This is a genomic window from Acinetobacter sp. ESL0695 (genome assembly GCF_029392135.1).
Taxonomy (GTDB): domain Bacteria; phylum Pseudomonadota; class Gammaproteobacteria; order Pseudomonadales; family Moraxellaceae; genus Acinetobacter; species Acinetobacter pollinis.
In genome coordinates this window covers 173,373-192,682 of record NZ_CP113932.1, presented here as the reverse complement: position 1 = coordinate 192,682, position 19,310 = coordinate 173,373, and the positions used below count along the sequence as shown (strand labels likewise).

At 36.4% G+C, this 19,310-nt stretch carries 14 protein-coding genes; 7 read left to right on the top strand and 7 right to left on the bottom strand.

The features are described 5' to 3' along the window. Nucleotides 1-2: 2 nt before the first annotated feature. Nucleotides 3-1,139, bottom strand: coding sequence for a multidrug effflux MFS transporter (locus OZX61_RS00935; protein ID WP_277095011.1), 1,137 nt, complete (start codon nt 1,137-1,139; stop codon nt 3-5). Between the two features lie 148 nt (nt 1,140-1,287). Between OZX61_RS00935 and OZX61_RS00930 the strand changes: the two genes are divergently transcribed. Next, a complete protein-coding gene (locus tag OZX61_RS00930) occupies nt 1,288-2,205 on the top strand; it encodes an AraC family transcriptional regulator (RefSeq protein ID WP_277095010.1) in 918 nt (305 codons plus the stop codon). A gap of 39 nt (nt 2,206-2,244) precedes the next feature. Here the strand turns inward: OZX61_RS00930 and OZX61_RS00925 are convergent, their stop codons facing one another. The 5 genes from OZX61_RS00925 to OZX61_RS00905 form a co-directional block, all read right to left on the bottom strand. Continuing rightward, nucleotides 2,245-2,661, bottom strand: a complete 417-nt coding sequence (locus OZX61_RS00925; protein ID WP_277095009.1) for a biopolymer transporter ExbD — start codon at nt 2,659-2,661, stop codon at nt 2,245-2,247. Nucleotides 2,662-2,684: 23 nt separating this feature from the next. Then, nucleotides 2,685-3,110: a biopolymer transporter ExbD gene (locus OZX61_RS00920; RefSeq protein WP_277095008.1), complete on the bottom strand. Its 426-nt coding sequence runs from the start codon at nt 3,108-3,110 to the stop codon at nt 2,685-2,687. A 4-nt stretch (nt 3,111-3,114) separates the two neighbouring features. Beyond that, nucleotides 3,115-4,014, bottom strand: coding sequence for a MotA/TolQ/ExbB proton channel family protein (locus tag OZX61_RS00915; RefSeq protein ID WP_277095007.1), 900 nt, complete (start codon nt 4,012-4,014; stop codon nt 3,115-3,117). A 37-nt stretch (nt 4,015-4,051) separates the two neighbouring features. Continuing rightward, complete coding sequence (locus OZX61_RS00910) at nt 4,052-4,774, bottom strand: energy transducer TonB (RefSeq protein ID WP_277095006.1); 723 nt, start codon at nt 4,772-4,774, stop codon at nt 4,052-4,054. Between the two features lie 72 nt (nt 4,775-4,846). Continuing rightward, on the bottom strand, nt 4,847-7,504 hold the full coding sequence (locus OZX61_RS00905; protein ID WP_277095005.1) for a TonB-dependent receptor: 2,658 nt from the start codon (nt 7,502-7,504) through the stop codon (nt 4,847-4,849). A gap of 564 nt (nt 7,505-8,068) precedes the next feature. Here OZX61_RS00905 and OZX61_RS00900 point away from each other — a divergent pair. The 4 genes from OZX61_RS00900 to OZX61_RS00885 are packed head-to-tail and all read left to right on the top strand — an operon-like array spanning nt 8,069 to nt 13,701. Further along, nucleotides 8,069-9,910, top strand: coding sequence for an ABC transporter substrate-binding protein (locus OZX61_RS00900; protein ID WP_277095004.1), 1,842 nt, complete (start codon nt 8,069-8,071; stop codon nt 9,908-9,910). A 42-nt stretch (nt 9,911-9,952) separates the two neighbouring features. After that, the gene (locus OZX61_RS00895) at nt 9,953-10,891 is read left to right on the top strand and encodes an ABC transporter permease (protein WP_277095003.1); all 939 of its coding nucleotides are present in this window, start codon (nt 9,953-9,955) and stop codon (nt 10,889-10,891) included. An 8-nt stretch (nt 10,892-10,899) separates the two neighbouring features. Further along, nucleotides 10,900-11,982, top strand: coding sequence for an ABC transporter permease (locus OZX61_RS00890; RefSeq protein WP_277095002.1), 1,083 nt, complete (start codon nt 10,900-10,902; stop codon nt 11,980-11,982). Between the two features lie 15 nt (nt 11,983-11,997). Further along, entirely contained in the window at nt 11,998-13,701 is a 1,704-nt protein-coding gene (locus OZX61_RS00885; protein ID WP_277095001.1) for an ABC transporter ATP-binding protein, read from the top strand. Between the two features lie 42 nt (nt 13,702-13,743). Here the strand turns inward: OZX61_RS00885 and OZX61_RS00880 are convergent, their stop codons facing one another. Continuing rightward, the gene (locus OZX61_RS00880; RefSeq protein ID WP_195771937.1) at nt 13,744-14,241 is read right to left on the bottom strand and encodes an outer membrane beta-barrel protein; all 498 of its coding nucleotides are present in this window, start codon (nt 14,239-14,241) and stop codon (nt 13,744-13,746) included. A 204-nt stretch (nt 14,242-14,445) separates the two neighbouring features. Here OZX61_RS00880 and OZX61_RS00875 point away from each other — a divergent pair, with 204 nt between their 5' ends. Further along, the gene (locus OZX61_RS00875) at nt 14,446-15,660 is read left to right on the top strand and encodes a multidrug effflux MFS transporter (RefSeq protein WP_277095000.1); all 1,215 of its coding nucleotides are present in this window, start codon (nt 14,446-14,448) and stop codon (nt 15,658-15,660) included. 129 nt (nt 15,661-15,789) lie between these two features. Beyond that, complete coding sequence (locus OZX61_RS00870) at nt 15,790-19,278, top strand: PAS domain-containing hybrid sensor histidine kinase/response regulator (RefSeq protein WP_277094999.1); 3,489 nt, start codon at nt 15,790-15,792, stop codon at nt 19,276-19,278. Nucleotides 19,279-19,310: the final 32 nt, after the last annotated feature.

Here is a 19,310-nt window from a genome sequence, read left to right as displayed (position 1 = left end):
CATCACTTCTCATGATGAGGTAACATCGACATTAGTGCGCTTAATACAGTAAATATCGCCATAATTACGATCATTGACTCAGCAGAATCAGTTCTCCATAAAGTGAGTAAAATAGAAGAAATAATGCCGCTTCCATATTGCATTGCACCCATTAAAGCTGACGCAGAACCCGCAATTTCAGGTACGCTATCTAGTGCTGCGGCGGTAGACGTTGCAGCAATCACTCCGTTCATAGAAAAGAAAACAAATAGAAGAACAACCAAAGTGATTAGGCTCATAAAATGTGAAAAAAATAGAATCACTAAAGTAATCATCCCAAGCATAGCCAGCATGCTTGAATATTTAAGAAGTACATGTAAATGAACATGTTTCACTAATTTTTTATTAATAAAACTCATCAGCATTAAACCAATAATATTTATGCTAAAAAGCCATCCATAATGCTGTGGCTGGATGTGATAATATGAAATATATACAAATGGCGAGCCAATAATAAAAGTATAGGCAGCTACATAAAATGCTGTTAACGCAAGGACATACCTAATAAAAATCCATTTTTTAAATAGATATTTATAATTAGAAAAAGCTTGTTTTATCGTTATTTTTAGATCACTTTTCTTTCTTGTCTCTGGCAACAGAAACAAGCAAAAAAACATAATTAACCCAATCATTGCAAGCAACCAAAACATTGCATGCCATGAGGTAAATTTTAAAATTTGCCCACCAATTAAAGGGCCAGCAATTGGTGCAACTGCCATAATAATCGTCAGAGTAGATAACATCTGAGTTGCTTCAACCCGATCATACAAATCACGAATGATTGCTCTGGCAAGCATTGGTCCAGTACAAGCACCAATCGCTTGAATCACTCTCCAGAAAATAATTTGATATATCGTTTCTGAAAGTGCACACCCAACTGAGCCGATCACAAATAGAATCATTCCAATAAACAATGGTTTTTTTCTACCGATTTGATCACTGATCGGTCCCCATACCAATTGAGCTATTGCAAAACCTATAAGAAAGCTGGTTATTGTTAGCTCGATATTGCCTTGCAAATCTAATTGCATAAATGGCATCGCTGGTAAATAAATATCTGTAGATAATGAGGTAAATGCCATAAGAGCACTTAACACCATAATCTGTATCAATCTAGAATGTTGTACAGAATGATTCATAAAAATTTATTGTGTCCATATAAGAAGCTAAATTGATTTATTGTTAGAATAGTAGAGATTACTTATAATTTTAATCATCAAAATTCCACATTTATTTAGCGAAATTCCAATGGACCCATTATCTGATCTTATGAATCTAATTTCTGCGAAAAGCTATGTTACAACAGGAATTTCTACAGGGCATAAATGGGCAGCTCACTTTTCAGTATTCGATGGGCTAAAAGTTATATGTATAAAAAAGGGAACCTTTTGGCTAAAAACCCAAAAGCAAACACAGTGGTATAAGTTACAAGAAGGAGATGGAATTATTCTGACGGATGGTCAAGCATTTTCCATGCTTACAGAAAATGCTTGTATTGAAGAAGCAATTGAGGCCAAAAAAATTCCTCATGTAAAAACTGCTGGGCTACTCGATTATGGTGAGAGTACCAATATACTACTTGCAGGTAGAATGTCTGTGAATCAAATTGGGACATCTTTTTTTCAAAAAGAACTGCCTTCTATTATTCACTTTTCTACAGGTTCAATGACCTCAGACACATTAAACTGGTTGCTCAAGCAACTTCTGCATGAAAATGTCTCTCAAAATATAGGTGCTTTAACTGCCAGTAATCACCTGATGCATCTCATTATTTTAGAAATATTAAGAGTATGGATTATGACAGATGAAAGCTCTCAATCTGGTTGGTTTAAAGCAATTAAAGATGAGCGTATCGCAAAAACACTTGCTCTCATACACCAACATCCTAGTAAAGATTGGAGTCTCTCTGAACTTGCTGAAATTGCCAACCTATCTAAATCTGGTGTTTCTCAAAAATTTAATGATTTATTGGGAATGTCACCTTTAAAGTACGTAACCTATTGGCGTATGCAAATTGCGGTTAAATCTTTATACCAACAGAATACTTCCATAAAAAATCTTGCTTTTAGCTTAGGGTATAATGCCGAAAGTACTTTCAGCACTGCATTTAAACGCATACATCATGTATCACCTCGTACTTATAGGGAAACTTTAGAAAATTCATGAGTCCAAACTTGAACTCATGAACAAAATTCATTGTTTCAATTATTCACTGTTATTCATAATTCCCATATTTTTTACACCAAGCCTTTGCGCTGATGCCATAACCATCGCAACATCTTTATAAGATGCTTGTGCTTCAGGTTTAATTTGTACCTGATCTTGATCTATTTTTTTAGATACCGCTATGAGTTTTGAATCTAACAATGCTTTATCTTTTACCAATTCATTGTTCCAAAAAATATCACCATTCATTTTAATTAAAATCGTAATGACTTCTGGTGGTTTTTCTTTAGTAGGCGGTGACGGCGTAGGCATATTAATATTAATTGCATTATTCTGAATTGGTATAGTAATAATGAACATAATAATGAGCACTAACATGACATCAATTAAAGGTGTCATATTTACTTCTAACATAACATCGTCATCTGAATTATTTGAGCTTGGTGTCATTCCCATAATGAACTCCTTAACGCTATTTACTAGCCGCGTGCAGGTGGTTGCGTAACAAATGCAATCTTAGTAATACCTGCCTGCTGAACAGTTTCAATGACTTTACCTATTGCATCATAGTGAGTTTGTTGATCACCACGAATATGTACTTCAGGTTGAGGTCTTTTTACCGAGTTTTCTTTTAAATGACTTAATAATGTCTCTTGGTTAGGGATAAATTGTTCATTCCAAAACACCTGCCCGTCCTTGTTTACAGCCAAAGTAATATTTTCAGGCTTTGTTTGATACTTTTGATCCGTTTCTTCAGGTAATTTCACAGGAATAGTATGTGTCACTACTGGAACAGTAATCAGAAATATAATTAATAGAACGAGCATTACATCTACCAACGGTGTTGTATTGATGACACCAATTACATCACCATCATCATCTTCTGACCCAACATTCATACCCATAGTATTACTCCACAGCAGTTTGAGTAGTCTTAGTTGCTGATCCAATTGGTGTTTCACCAGAAACCATATTTCCACTCAGTGCTACTGCATGAAGATCTGCGCCAAAAGAGCGGACTTCCTCTAAGATTGACTTATTACGTCGAATTAGCCAGTTGTAACCAAGTACCGCAGGTACAGCAACTGCAAGACCAATCGCTGTCATAATTAGTGCTTCACCTACAGGTCCTGCAACTTTATCAATTGAGGCTTGCCCTGAAATACCAATCGCTGTAAGTGCATGGTAAATCCCCCATACTGTTCCAAATAAGCCGATAAAAGGAGATGTAGATCCAACCGTTGCCAAAAATGCAAGACCACCTGATAAACGACTTTGTACTTTATCTACAGCACGTTGAATACTGAGTGTCACCCAAGTGTTAAAATCAATTTTATCTAGCATATGACTGCCGTGATTTTGTGTGGAGGAATGAGCTTTTTCAGCAATAAAACGATAAGCACTTTTTTGCTCTAATGTTTGCGCACCTTGTGGAATGTTTGCAGCATTCCAAAATTTCTCTCTCGCAATTTTTCCTTGCCGCTTAACCTGTTGTTGTTCGAGAAACTTGGTCACAATTAAATACCACGTACCTGCGGACATCAGTAACATAATAATAAGCGTACCACGTGCAACAAAATCACCTTCACGCCAAACAGCATCGAGGCCGTAAGGGTTACTCACTTTTTCAGTAGTGGCTGGTGCAGGTGGTGCAACTGGTTGTGTATTTGTACTATTCGATGTCGTTACAGCACTTGGTGTTGCTTGTTTTTCATCTGCAAAACTGTAATTAGATAATAAACTCGCTCCACATAAAGCCAATACACTAGCTATTTTTTTTACTGTTTTTACTGGGTTTGTATTTTTCATTGCATTCATCCAAATTTGTTAATATTTCATTCAAAAATTAATCGAGCTTAAATGTATATTCCAAGCTAATAGACCCAGCCGTTGCTGTACCATTTTCCATTGCTGCACCAAAAACACATTTTTTATAAGCATTAATTGTTGCTTTATCTAAATTTCGTGAACCTGAAGACTTCAATACTTTTGCATTTGTTACATGTCCATCTGCACCAACATCTAGCTGTAATTTCACAGTACCCTGCTCTTCATTCATAAGCGCCTCTTGAGGATACTCAGGAGTTGGGCAACTTGCAGATGCGCTTCCAGAAACACCTTTGGTTTCACCCTTTGGCTTTTCTGGAGCTGGTGCAGGTGGTGTCGCCTCTTTTACTGGCGGACTTGGCGGTACTGGTTTTTCTGACTGTGTAGCAACCTTGGGTTCACTTGGCTGTGGTGGAGGCGTAACTTGTGGTTTTGGCACAAATGGCGCAGGTTTCACAACTTGTGGTTTTTGTTGAACTTTAGGTTCAGGTTTTGCAACTTCCGGCTTAGGTTTCGCTACAGGTTTTGGTTCTTCTTTAGGTTTTTCAATGGGCTTTGGCTTAGGCGGTGGTGGTTTTACTTCTTGAATAATTTGCATTTCTACAGGAGCCTGCACAGGTTTGAGAACGTCACGTGCAAGTCCTGTCGCTAGAGCATAAATAAGCAATGCATGAAGTAAAACAACTACACCAATTCCTATGAATCGCTTGATAGAACGTTCTCCGTCCTGATAAAAATTCATAATTATTGCACCTATATGGAGGTGGGTTGGTATTGAAATCAAACCCACCTAGTATCTAACGATTTATTTTAATTAAAATTTATATGAAACACGCCCAAAATAAGTACGCCCCATAATATCGCTATAACGTGGGTCGTATCCCATTTGGAAGTTATCTACAACGTTAGATACTGGCGGCTTAGTATCTAAAATATTTTTAATACCTAAAGTAATTTCAGTACCTTTAAAGCCTGTATATGTGCCAGATAAGTTATACAGTGTGTAGTCAGACACACGATGGTTCTGGCCATTTGAGTTTTGGTCTAAATAACCTTTAAAGAAAGTTTGTTGAAGGTTTAAATTCCAAGCATCGTAGTTCCAATTAACATTGGCATTATGCTTCCAGCGTGTAACTACAGTGCCTGCAGCATATCCTAAACCTAAATCTGAATTATATTTTCCAACTGCATTTTCCCATACGCCATTCTTTTCAGTTTGGAATTTATAACTATTAATATAAGTACCATCTACACTCAGCCCTAGACGTCCGTATTGTGTCATTGGACTACGCCATTGCAAACCAAGATCAATACCAGAAGTCTTTGTATTTCCAAGGTTTTGTAAATTCTGATTAATATAATTTAGAGAACCATCTGTATTACGCACATACTTATCAGCATATTTAGTTGGGTCTGTGAAAATAGCACTTTCACTAATTTGTCCGACTTGGTTTTTTACTTCTATATTAAAATAATCTGCCGATAGAACTAGGTTTTTCACAGGTTCATACACGACACCGAAAGTGAAGGTATTAGATTTTTCAGCTTGTAAATTGGTATTACCACCAGTTTGTGTATAAAACTGAGCGTTACAATCTCTTGCTGCATTTCCACCATTTGTTGGTGTACCCCCTTTACATAATACTGGATCATTCCAACTTGCAGCAGTTTGAGTTTTCGTTGTTTGATTATGCATTTCATACAAAGTAGGCGCACGGAACCCTGTAGAGTAGCTCGTTCTAAACATTAACTGTTTTGCAGGCTGCCAACGCAAGGCAAACTTTGGATTAAAGGTACTGCCAAAATCATTGTAGTCGTCATAACGCGCTGCAATTTGTGCGTTTAAAGTTTTAAATATTGGAATTTGAAACTCTGTAAATAATGCCTTAAGATTTCTAGATCCTGTACTGTCAGGGGTTGTAGGATCGACACCAGTACTTGCTGTACGGCTATTGACTGTAGCATTTTGTGATTGTGACCATTTGTCATAACGGAATGTCGTACCCACTGCAAAACCAACATCACCTGCAGGCAACGTATAAATTGGACGGCTTGCTGTAAAATCGAAGCTAGTACTTTCTAATTTCGCTGTTTGCGAAACGCCATTAATCTGCATGCTGTCCCAAATACCACTATCGGCACTTGCACCAAATGGGTTCAGTGTCCCATTTGCTAAATTTTTTCTTACCAAATCATTATCTAAATACCCACCTGTTAAGTCATACTCTCCCGAACTCTTTGCATAACTTATGCCTGTGGTAATATCCCAATTTGCAGCATTACCCTCTAAACCAACCAATACTCGATCTGACTTGAAAACACTTTCTGAAATCCGATTTCCGCCCTGCGAACGCAAGTTAAGTCCAAGTGATTGCCCATTTGCACCAGCTAAAGCAGGTGTAATTCCATTTCCTGGGTAGTATGGACTTGTACTTGGTATGTAATAATCTGCTCCTTGACCTAAGAATACATCTGGAGCAACTATTGACGTTAACTTACTTTCAGCGTGTACGTATTCTCCAATTGCATTAAAATTATCAGTAAGTTTAAGTGTCCCCTTACCTAAAAAAGAGAAAGTTTCTGTTTTTGGAACAATTCCAATATCCGCTTGGCTGTTATAACGACAGTAATTTCCTGAGGCAAAATTTTTCGATGTATTTCCACAACCTAACGTTGCATAAGGATTTCCTAAGCCTGCAATATTTGCGGGGAAGGTTCCACTACTTGTACGATTCACACCAAGTTCTGGGAGAACACCACCTCTACTGGATGTGCTTCTTTGATTTGCGAGCACACTGTCTTGCTTTTGGTACGTCGCTGCACCATAAACATTAAAGCCTTGATCTTCTAAAGTACCGTACCCCCCAAATAGAGTATATTGTTGCCCAACACCCCCACCCGATTTTGGATAAAGCCCCTCCGCTGCGAATCCACCACCTTGATACTGTTTTTTTGTAATGAAATTAATTACACCGCCGATTGCATCTGTTCCATAAATGGCTGATGCACCATCTTTTAAAATTTCTATACGCTCAATTAATGCCAAAGGAATAGTACTTAAGTCAACTGCCGAAGCATCAAACGGCGTACTTGCTAAGCGGCGGCCGTTTAGGAGAACTAACGTTTTATTTGCACCTAAACCCCTCAGATTTGCTGATGACAGTGCACCACCAGTAGTACCCACATTACTTGCAGCATTTCTACTAGGCTGATTTGCAGAGATACTGGATAATGCTTCTTCAGCTGTAGTTACACCTTGTTTAGCAAGTTCTTCAGTTTTTACAATTGTTATGGGTGATGCACTCTGAGCAGCCACTCCTTTAATTGAGGAACCTGTAACAGTGATTCGCTCTACCTTAGATTTTGTAGGTGCATCTTCTGCATGTGTAATTATTGCAGTTAAACCAATACCTATCCCTACCGTACCGGTAAGTGTAGAACGAATAGCACGAGTCAATCTATTATAGTTCATTCTAATACTCTCTATAGCGCATACAATGATGGAGTGTTCAAGTTGTATTTGTGAAACTTTGTAATTTTCTAGTTGCAATGAGCGTGCCACTCTTAACAAAAAAAAATAAATATTTTTATTTGATAAAATTATATCTTTAAGTTGTTTAATAAAAATTCAAAAAAATAGTTAAAAACAAAATATCTTAAGGCTATGTTTTAATTAGATTTAATTTAATAAGTGACAAGAGGTTATCTCATTCACATATATTCATATTTTTTAAAATTATTTAATTCTTCATTTCCACACTTGGCACAATGTTCGCATACATAAATCAACGTATATTTTGATGAAATAAAGCAGCGATTAGAGAATTTTAAATAGTCATTAGTAACTTGATGCACTTAATTAATCTATATTTCATGCACTTTTTATTCATTTTTGTACAAATAATAAACAACATATTTGATATTTATCCTGAAATTTTTTAGTGCATTTTCTTCAAAACATGCACCAAATTTAGTAATACAGGTCAAATTATTGTTAATGGCATTCACCAGCTACAGATATAAGAGTATGGTTTAAATGAATATTGAATTAAATTTGAAAGTACGAAACCAAGTATTCAAAAAGCATTATCAATCGACTTATAAAAAAATTAAGAATGTCACATCTATAGTATGTATCTCTTTATTTAGCATGAGTTTTTTAAATGTAGCTAATGCCGCTAACTCCAATAAAGTTATTCATACTTATTTCATTGCGGCAGAGACAGGGTTTGATCCTGTTGCAACAAATGACTTGTACTCAGCTGGTATAGACGATTCTATTTTTGAAACACTTTATACTTATGATTATTTAGCAAGACCTTTTAAGCTTATTCCACAAACAGCTGCCAGTTTGCCTCAAATTAGTGAAGATGGCTTAACTTATACTATTCATATTAAGCCAAATATTTTTTTTGCAGATGATCCTGTCTTTAAAGGAAAAAAACGCGAGTTAACATCTTATGATTATGCTTACAGTTTTAAGAGAATTATCGATCCAAATCTGAGATCACCAAATAGTGACTTATTTGATGGCAAACTTGTAGGCACTGACGAGTTAATAGAAAAAGCTAAGCAAACAGGCGCTTTAAACTATCACCAACCTATTGAAGGTATTCAAACACCAGATAAATATACACTCATTTTAAAATTAAAAGAAAAAGACTACAACTTACCTATGATTTTAGCTCATACACCAACAGCAGCTATGGCTAAAGAGGTAGTAGACACATATAAAGATGCGCAAGGTTTTGTCCTTTCTCATCCTGTTGGGACTGGTCCATATTATTTAAGCAAATGGATTAGAGGCTCAAGAATTGTACTTAAAGCGAATCCTAATTATCGAGGATTTATTTGGAATTTTAAATCTGACGATCCAGATGATAAAAAAATTATCGCCGATATGACAGGTAAAAAAATGCCTCAAATTGGTGTAGTAGATATTCAAATCATTCCCGAATCTCAGTCACAATGGCTAGCTTTCAGACAAAAAAGGCTAGATTGGTTCGATGTAACGCCTTCTCTCTCACCTAAAATTCTTGAGAATGGAAAATTAAAATCTGAATATATTGAACAAGGTATAACACTGAATACTTCTCCAGACTTATCTGGTTATTATACTTTTTGGAATATGCAAGATCCCATCGTAGGGGGGTTAAGTAAGGAAAAAATTGCTTTGCGTAGAGCCATGTCTATGGCTTTTTCGCATGATAGATACTTAAGCATAGTAAACAACAATACAGGCTTACCACTTTATTCAATTATCCCAACAAATGTAGTCGGTTATGATGAAAATTTTAAAACAAGTCGTCCATACAATATACAAGCTGCCAATCTACTTTTAGACAAATATCAATACCGTATTGGCAAAGATGGGTACCGAACCTTACCTAACGGCAAGCCACTTGTTATTTATTATTCTACTCCTGTTTCTAATTCAAGTATTGCATCTACAGAATTTTGGCAAAGATCATTAGAAAAAATACATATTCGTTTAATTGTAAAAAGCATGCAGTTTCCCGAGTATTTAAAAGCCCAAAAACAGTGCAGTGTACAAATGGGATTACAGGGGTGGATTGCTGACTATCCAGATGGAGATAACTTTTTACAGTTATTTTATGGAAAAAACATTCATGTTTCTAATTTTAACTGTGTCTCTATTCCTCAGTTCAATGCGTTGTATAAAAAAAGTAAATCCTTACCTGCAGGTCCTGAAAGACAAGCTTTATTCTTAGAAATGATGCGCTTACTTGAAGTATATGCATCTGTTCTCCCTATTTATACACCAAATAAGAACTTTGTTATTCAGCCATACGTTCAGGGATTTAAAAACCATCCTCAATTACGTACTCCTTGGTTATATATCGATACTAAGCAATAGCTTCGTCAGTCACTGCAATAAATACACTTTTTGGAGAAAAAAATGCTGTCATATATGGTTCGGCGACTGTGGCAAATTATTCCCACACTGCTTGGTGTCATTTTACTGATATTTGTCTTATTTAATTGGATTGGTGGAGATCCAGCTTATATTTTAGCTGGAAAAATGTCTAATCCTCAACAAATCGAAAATATCCGTGAACAACTTGGTATGAATCAACCTTATTATGTTCAATTATGGATATTCATAAAGCAAGTTATTACATTCGATTATGGTTCAAGTTGGAGTACAGGGGAAACCGTTAGCCATATTATTTTATCGAGAGTTGGTCCAAGTCTAACCATTATTATTCCGCTTATTATTTTACAAACTCTAATTTCAATTACACTTGCTTTAGTCGTCGCTCTCATAAGAGGTACATGGATAGATCGGACTCTAATGGCAGTTTGTACGATAGCAATGTCTATTAGTATCTTGGTTTATATTATTATTTTTCAATATTTTCTTGCATATAAACTCAACTGGTTTCCAGTACAGGGATGGGGAGATAGCTTACAAACCAATCTTTTTTATTATGTACCACTTCCTGTGATTATTATGCTTGCTGTAAGTATTGCACCAACATTACGCCTATACAGAAGTTTTGTGCTTGATGAAATTGGACAAGAATACATTCGTACTGCTCGAGCAAAAGGTGTAAGTGAATCACGTATTTTATTTGTACACGTTCTGAGAAATGCTGCAATTCCTATCGTCACAGATGTGATGTCTAACCTCCCTGCCTTACTCATAGGTGCTTTCTTAATAGAAAGATTTTTTGGTATCCCAGGAATAGGACGAGAAGTCATCCTTGCTGTTGAAAGAAGCGACTTTCCTGTGATTAAAGCTATTACGGTTTATATTGCTGCATTAACGATGATCTTTAACCTACTTGCAGACCTCACTTATAAACTCATCGATCCACGCTTAGAATTAAAATAGGTGAGCTTATGTCTATAAATATTTCAACTCATTCATCAAGCAACCAAGATCAAAAAGTAAAGCGTCCAAATGGTTTATGGGGGCTGGCATGGAAAAGACTAAAAAAAGATAAAACTGCTCTTTTTTCATTAGTAATTGTCATTGCTTATCTTGTCATGATTCTACTCTCTTCTCTTGGACTTATTGCAAAGAACTGGAATGTAGAAACTGCTGTAAGTTATGCACCTCCTACTTTTATCTATAATTTAGATAAAGAAAATACTCAGCCTATTATTCCACATGTTTCTGAAAGTACACTTGAACAAACCTCACATGTAAATATGTACGGTGTCGTAGATCCCTTAGCAACAGATATGAATACAATTCGGCAAGAAATCATATTACAACCTGCAGAGCATAAAGATGAGCTAAAAAACAGCCTATTTTTTGGGGCAGATCGGTGGGGAGTCGATGTCCTCAGTAAAACAATTAAAGGCTCTGAAACATCAATTTCAGTTGGTCTAATAGCTGCATTTTTTTCAGTTGCTTTGGGAACTATTCTTGGGGCAGTCTCTGGATATTTTAGTGGGTGGATAGATGATCTAATTAATTGGTTTTATAACATTTTTACTTCAATTCCTTATATGTTACTTATTTTAGCTGTTGCAGCCGTATTACAACAGCAAGGTATTCTCTCGATTATTTTAATTTTGGCACTTACCGGATGGACTGGAACTTATAGACTCATTCGAGCCGAATATATGAAACATGTCGATCGGGAATATGTCCTTGCTGCAAAAGCGATTGGTGTAACTCATACCAGAAGAATATTTATTCATATATTTCCAAATGTTAGCCATATTGCATTAGTACAGATTTCTATTCTAGTCGTTTCTTTTATTAAATCGGAAGTCATCCTCAGCTTCTTAGGGTTTGGCGTCCCCATCGGTACAGTATCTTGGGGAAGTATGCTTAATGAAGCACAAAGTGAATTTTTACTCGGAAACTGGTGGCAACTTGTTGCAGCTACAACAGCAATGGCTATTTTAGTCACAGCATTTTCCATATTCACTGATGCATTACGCGATGCATTAGATCCTAAAGCTAAATAATCAAGGAAATGCATCATGAATAAAGATTCATCATTACTTTCAGTACACAACCTACATGTATTTTTTAAAACAGATGATAGTGAATTCGAAGCAATTAAAGGAATTTCTTTTAATATAGAGAAAAATCAAACTGTCGCGCTTGTCGGAGAATCTGGAAGTGGAAAATCAGTTACATCATTAGCAACAATGGGGCTACTTCCAAAAAAACAAGCACGTATAAGTATAGACAGTAAAATTCTATTTGAAGGAGAGAACTTACTTTCCCTCTCGACTAAAGCTTTAAGAGAAAAGTGTGGTAAAGAAATTGCGATGATATTTCAAGATCCAATGTCTTCTCTTAATCCAGTTTTTAAAGTTGGTAAACAGATTTCTGAAATTCTTCAAATACATACCAATTTAAAAAATCAACAAATTAAATCTAAAGTTATTTCACTACTTAAAGAAGTTGGTTTACCCAATCCAGAAGAAAAGTATCACGCTTATCCTAATCAACTCTCAGGAGGGCAACAACAAAGAGTTATGATTGCAATGGCAATTGCCTGTGAACCTAAATTATTAATTGCAGATGAACCTACCACAGCTCTAGATGTTACGATTCAAAAACAAATAATAGAACTACTTGAAAGTATTCGAAAACGTAGAAAAATGTCGATGCTATTTATTACACATGACTTAACACTTGTAAGTGAAATTGCAGATCAAGTTATTGTAATGAGATATGGGATTATTCGAGAACAAGGTAGTGCACAGAATGTACTCACACAACCTCAAGATATTTATACAAAAGCCTTATTAAACTGTAGGCCACGTCTAGATGTACGTCCCTATCGTTTACCTGTTACAGCTGATTTTATGGATGAGGCGTCAGAAGTAACACAACCATTCAATGATATTCATCAAGCCCCAGAAAGAAAAAGAGGAGTGCGAGGTGATGAACCAATTATTTTAGAAGTAAAAAATTTATCTAAATATTTCTACACCCGCAAAGGGTTATTCAAACGTAATACTTTTACTGCTGTCAAAAATGCCTCGTTCAAATTAGCAAAAGGAAAAACACTAGGCTTGGTGGGAGAATCTGGTTCGGGAAAAACAACTATTGGTTTACTTTTAATGCGTTTACATCAAGCAAATAGTGGTGAAATATTTATTGATGGTCAAGATATACTAAAACTTTCTGATCGAGATTTTAATGCTTACCAACGAAAAATTCAGATTATTTTCCAAAATCCCTATGCATCATTAAATCCAAGATTTACGATTGGACAAATCTTACTTGAGCCTATGCAGATACATCACATTGGAAAAGATGATACTGAAAGAAAAAGTATAGCCTTAAATTTATTACAGCGTGTTAACTTACCGGAAAGTGCTTTTTATAAATATCCTCACGAGTTTTCAGGAGGGCAAAGACAACGGATCGCAATCGCACGTTGCTTAACCCTAAAACCAGAAATTATTATTTGCGATGAATCTGTTTCTGCACTAGATGTCTCTGTTCAAGCACAAGTTCTAAACTTACTCCAAGAATTACAAGATGAGTATGGATTAAGCTATATTTTTATATCTCACGATTTATCTGTTGTAAAATATATTTCTGATCAAGTGATGGTCATGCATCATGGAGATATTGTAGAAATTGCAAACTCAGACGACTTATACAAACATCCTCAGCACCCTTATACTCAGAAATTACTCGAAGCAATTCCTAAAGATTTTTAAACAAGAAACGCATGTATTTTAAACATGCGTTTCTTTTTTATTTTAGAACTTATATTTTACTTGTACATTTACACCGTCTACGCCAGAGAATGGACTTTGGTGTGTATAAGAAACTTCCGCTGCAACATTTTTGTTAAAGTTATATCCAAGACCTAACTGGGCAATCACACCAGACTCTGTTCTTTCGTCATAACCATAATCTGCTTTCATTACTGAAACGCCAACTAGACCCTTTGCATATACTTGATCTACTAAAGGATACTGACCAGTAATACCAGCACCGTAGTATTGAACATCAAGCTTTTCACCTTTTAATGGCTCATTTGTAGATTTATTCCAAAAAGCTTCTAAACCAAGAAAATCATTCAGCTGTACACCACCATTTAAACCTAAAAAGTGGAGGTTAACGTCATCTTGTGTTTGATATGTATAGCCTGCACCTACATATGGCTTCATGTTTGAAAAGTCCATAAGGTTTGCAGCATTTGCGCCAGTTAAACCCATTGCCCCTAATAAAGATAATAAAAGTAGCTTTTTCACTTTAAAATTCCATTAATTCAAAAAAGAATAGGAAATCTATAAATATAGATAACCAGTTATCAATATTATCTAATTTGTTGTATTTATGCAATTTTATGTTATTTAAAGTGATTAAAATATCTAATTTTAAAAAATATAAAAAAACAATTAATCACTTAATATATTGATATACAAGAATTATTTTAATAACTTAAATGTATTATCATGATAAAAATCTTTATCTTTATATTACCGCTTATGCACAGTCGACCCTACCAGCTTACTTGGATTTTTGTTCTTGCAACGCTTACTGCTCTTGGCCCATTTTCAATAGATATGTACTTGTCAGCTTTACCACTCATGGCAAAAGATTTATCTGTAACAAGTGGTCAAGTAGCCAGTACACTTCCTGCTTATTTTATGGGACTTGCTTTCGGGCAACTGATCTATGGCCCTATTACAGATCACTTTGGAAGACGAAGACCTTTATTTTTTGGATTAGGCCTTTATCTTATTGCCAGTTTGCTCTGTATTTTCGCAACGCAACTTGATGTTCTCCTACTTGCACGTATTGCTCAAGCACTGGGTGGATGCGTAGGTGTAGTGGTTGCTCGTTCTGCAATACGTGATACTTTAAGTGGCACCGATGCTGCACAAGCATTTTCTGCACTTATGATTGTACAGGGACTAGCTCCCATACTTGCTCCTCTTTTTGGTAGCCTTATTTTATATTTCCTACATTGGCGTATTATTTTTCTCTTTTTATTTATCCTTGGTGGTATAAGTTTTATTCTTGCGTGGTTTAAACTGCCAGAAACATTACCCGTAGAAAAAAGAAAAAAACATACTTTTGTTTCAGCAACATCCACTTATATACAGCTATTTAAGAATCGCGCATTTATTATTCCATCTGTTGCAAGTGGAATCTTAATGGGTATGATGTTTACTTATATTAATAGTGCATCTGAAGTAATTATGGATCAGCTTCATGCATCTACAATCTTATTTTCTATTTTATTTGGTATTAATTCTTGCGGTATTATTTTTGCATCAAATCTAAACCGAGTCCTACTTAAACGGTATCGCCCATTGCAACTCCTTAAACTTGGATCTTCTTTGCAACTATTAGGCGCACTCATACTTACAGCTGTTATTTTTTCTCATGCACTTTCAACTGTAACAATTATGTTAGGTTTATTTCCGATCGTTGCTGCTGTTGGTTTTGTAGGCCCCAACGCTACTGTTCTCGCATTGGCAGAGCAAGGCCATCAGGCGGGTCAAGCAAGTGCTTTACTTGGCTCTTTGCAATTTTTATTCGGTTTAATTTCTGGGGTATTATTGTCTTTTATTCCATTTAATATCGAAGTTTCAGTGTGTATTGTAATGTTAATTTATAGCATCATTGGCATCGGCTTAGTCCACAAAATTAAGCATGTATAAATATTGCAAGCCAATAAAAATACCAGTTGCTATACTGTACTGGTATTAAAAAATTAATTATTTTCTAAATCCACTCTTATTTATATTCAGCATTTATGATGCAAGTATATCTGGATCCTTTAGGTTACCATGAATAGTTTACTGATTATTGGCACACTCATTCTCTATATCTCCATTCTTTTTATCTGTGCAATCTTTGGTGAAAAGTATGCCATGCATTTGAGTGCAAAGCGTAGAATGCTACTATTTAGCTTAACGCTTGGTGTCTATTGCTCCTCTTGGACATTCTATGGAGGTGTAGGAGAAGCTGTTCGCCATGGTCTAAACTATCTCCCGATTTACTTGGGACCACTATTTTTTATTAGTTTTGGTTATTACGTCTGGCGACGTATCGGTAGAATAAGGCAACACCATTCTATTGCCTCTATTTCTGATTTTATTTCTGCACGCTATGGTAAAAGTGGTGCATTGGCTGCAATGGTCACTATTTTATCTGTTGTCGGTACAGTGCCCTATCTAGCTTTACAACTTCGGGCAATTTCCTTAAGTACAGTTGCAATTTTACCAGAAACTGGCTTTGTGCATTTAACTACCAATATCGTTCTTTTTTTAACAACAATCATGGTCATGCTTTCCATGATTTTTAGTACACGGCAAGTTTCAAATACAGAACAACATGCGGGCTTAATGCTAGCTGTTGCAATTGAATCATTTGTAAAAATATTCGCCTTACTTTGTGTCGCCTTATTTTTTATTTTTGCACACCCAAACAGCCTCCATCTGATCGCACATGATTTAAAACAACAATATAACAATATGCAAGTTTCAGGAGTGCCTGAAACTTTTTGGACACAGACCATTTTAGCGGCATTAGCCATGATTTGCTTACCACGTCAGTTTCATGTGGCTGTTGTCGAACTTAGAGATGAACAACATATTAAAGGTGCTAGAAAATGGTTTTCTCTTTACCTTATTTTAACTGCGATTGCGATTTTTCCAATTGCGAGTTGGGCACTACATTCTGACATTAGTTTATTTGGTATTCCAGATATTGCTGTTCTCACACTGCCTCTCAATTATCAACATGAATGGCTGGCACTTCTTGCTTTCTTAGGTGGGTTTTCAGCATCTACAGGCATGCTTCTTGTTTCCTCTGTGGCTATTTCAACCATGCTGACCAACGATCTGATTATGCCTGCGATGTGGCGTTTAGGGATTATATCTAGACATGATGAGAGACTGCCAAAAGTCCTTAAATTTGCAAGACGTATCTCTATTGTCTTTGTAATGGTTTTAGGTTTTCTGTTCTATCACGTATTTGATAGTGTCGATCAATTGTCTATATTAGGCCTTCTTGCTTTTACAGCGGTTGCACAATTTGCACCTGCTCTCATTGGAGGATTATATTGGAGAGGAGGCAGTAAACAAGGCGTCTATGTCGGGCTAATTGTTGGCTTTATAATGTGGGGGTATACACTCTTACTACCAACAATTTTAAAGCATGTTTCACCTGCACAATTTTCATTAGATCATCGTATTTTAACAGATGGGCTATTTGGTCTTTATATCCTTCGCCCAGAGGCCTTATTCGGTTTTTCTTCACTTGCACCACTTACACATGGCGTTTTGTGGTCTTTAGGACTCAATGTTCTATTCTATGTCTGGATTTCTCGTATATACCGTCCAAGTTTAGCTGAACAAATTCAAGCAGAAAGTTTTTTTTATTACGAATCAAAAGTTTTACCATCTAAGCAACAATCAGAAGATGCAAACTATTTCAATACAGACAGCCATCGTTTAAAGGTTGCAGACTTATTGGCATTGGCAGGTCGTGTCACAGGTGAAAAACAAGCCAAACAAGCTTTCGAAAAATTTGCCAAACGTTATCATTTGGTTCTCAATTTAAACCATATTGCTAATGGTATTTGGTGGCGTTTTACAGAACAGTACCTCGCAAGTACCATTGGCGCTGCATCTGCACGGACATTACTCAAGACAGCATTGGTTAATAATGGGTTAGGCGTTGCTCAGGTCGCCAATATTCTGGATCAAGCTTCACAATGGCAACGTTTTAGCCAAAACTTACTCATGACCATGATTGACCACATGGCACAAGGCGTCAGTGTTGTGGATGCGAATATGTGCCTTGTTGCATGGAATACACAATACTTAACTTTATTTGGCTATCCCCAAGAACTGGTTTATGTGGGATGTCCTGTAGCAGATCTCATCCGTTATAACGCAGAGCGTGGTGAATGTGGCCCTGGACCTGTCGAAGAACACGTACGTAAACGTATTCATTGGATGCAGGTGGGTAGTCCACATGAATATGAAAGAGTGCGTAAAGATGGCAAAGTGATTCAGATTAGAGGTAATCCAATTACTGGCGGAGGATTTGTGACTACATTTGCAGATATCACGCCATTTAAAGAAGCAGAAGCGATATTAGAAGCACGTGTGAATGAACGAACACAACAATTAAAAAATGCACTTACTGAGCAACAACTAGCACGTAAACAGGCAGATACGGCGAACATGTCGAAAAGCCGATTTATCGCTGCTGCTAGCCATGATCTTCTCCAACCTATGCATGCAGCACGTTTATTCAGTACGGCGCTCGAGCAAAGCATTCATCAAGAAGAAGATCGCAAAACACTGCAGCAACTCGACCGTGCTCTCTACGGTGCTGAAAGTATGCTTTCTGCCCTACTCGATATTGCGAGATTAGAAGGTGGAACCATTCAACCGAAACGTCAAGCCTACCCTCTGCACGACCTACTCAGCGATTTAAAAATGCAATTCCAATCTATTGCTGCACAGCGTGGAATTACGTTTCATGTTCACGATGCCAAATTCTGGATTGATACCGACCAACAATGGATCCGTCGCATTATTCAAAATTTTGTCAGTAATGCATTACGCTATACTGCAAAAGGCAAAATTGTCGTAGGCGTACTAAGAAGTGCTTCTCAACCTAAACATATTCGTATTGGTGTTTGGGATACAGGACCTGGTATTTCCGAAGTGCAAAGACAAAAGCTTTTTCAAGAGTTCGAACGCTGTGGACATACATCACCATGGGGCGAACAAGGACTTGGACTTGGCTTGGCCATCGTTCAACGTATGACACATATGCTTGATTACCCAGTATATGTATATAGTGAACTTAATCAAGGCTCATGCTTTATGATTGAAGTGCCGATCACATCTGCACCAAAACAAGCATCGGCGAGTGTTCCAACTGTAACGACCAATCATCATCATTATACTATTTTATGTTTAGATAATGACGAAGCCATCTTAGAAGGAATGGTTACACTATTAACGAAATGGGGGTATCAGGTATTTAAAGCCAGAGAGCCAGAAGAAGCAGAAGCAATTATTGAAAAAGAAAATATTCAAATTTGGTTGGTCGACCAACATTTAAATAACCATAAAAGAGGCCTAGATTTTATTGAAAAAAATAGGAAAAAATATAATGTCCCAGTTGCTCTGATTACAGCTGACTCTGATCCAGAGTTACCACAGCGCCTAAAGACCTTAGACATTACTCTATTAAAGAAACCACTTAAACCTGCATCAATGCGTGCATGGATTTCTAGATTAAAAATTGAATAAGAAAAGCGAGGACTCACCTCGCTTTTTTCTTG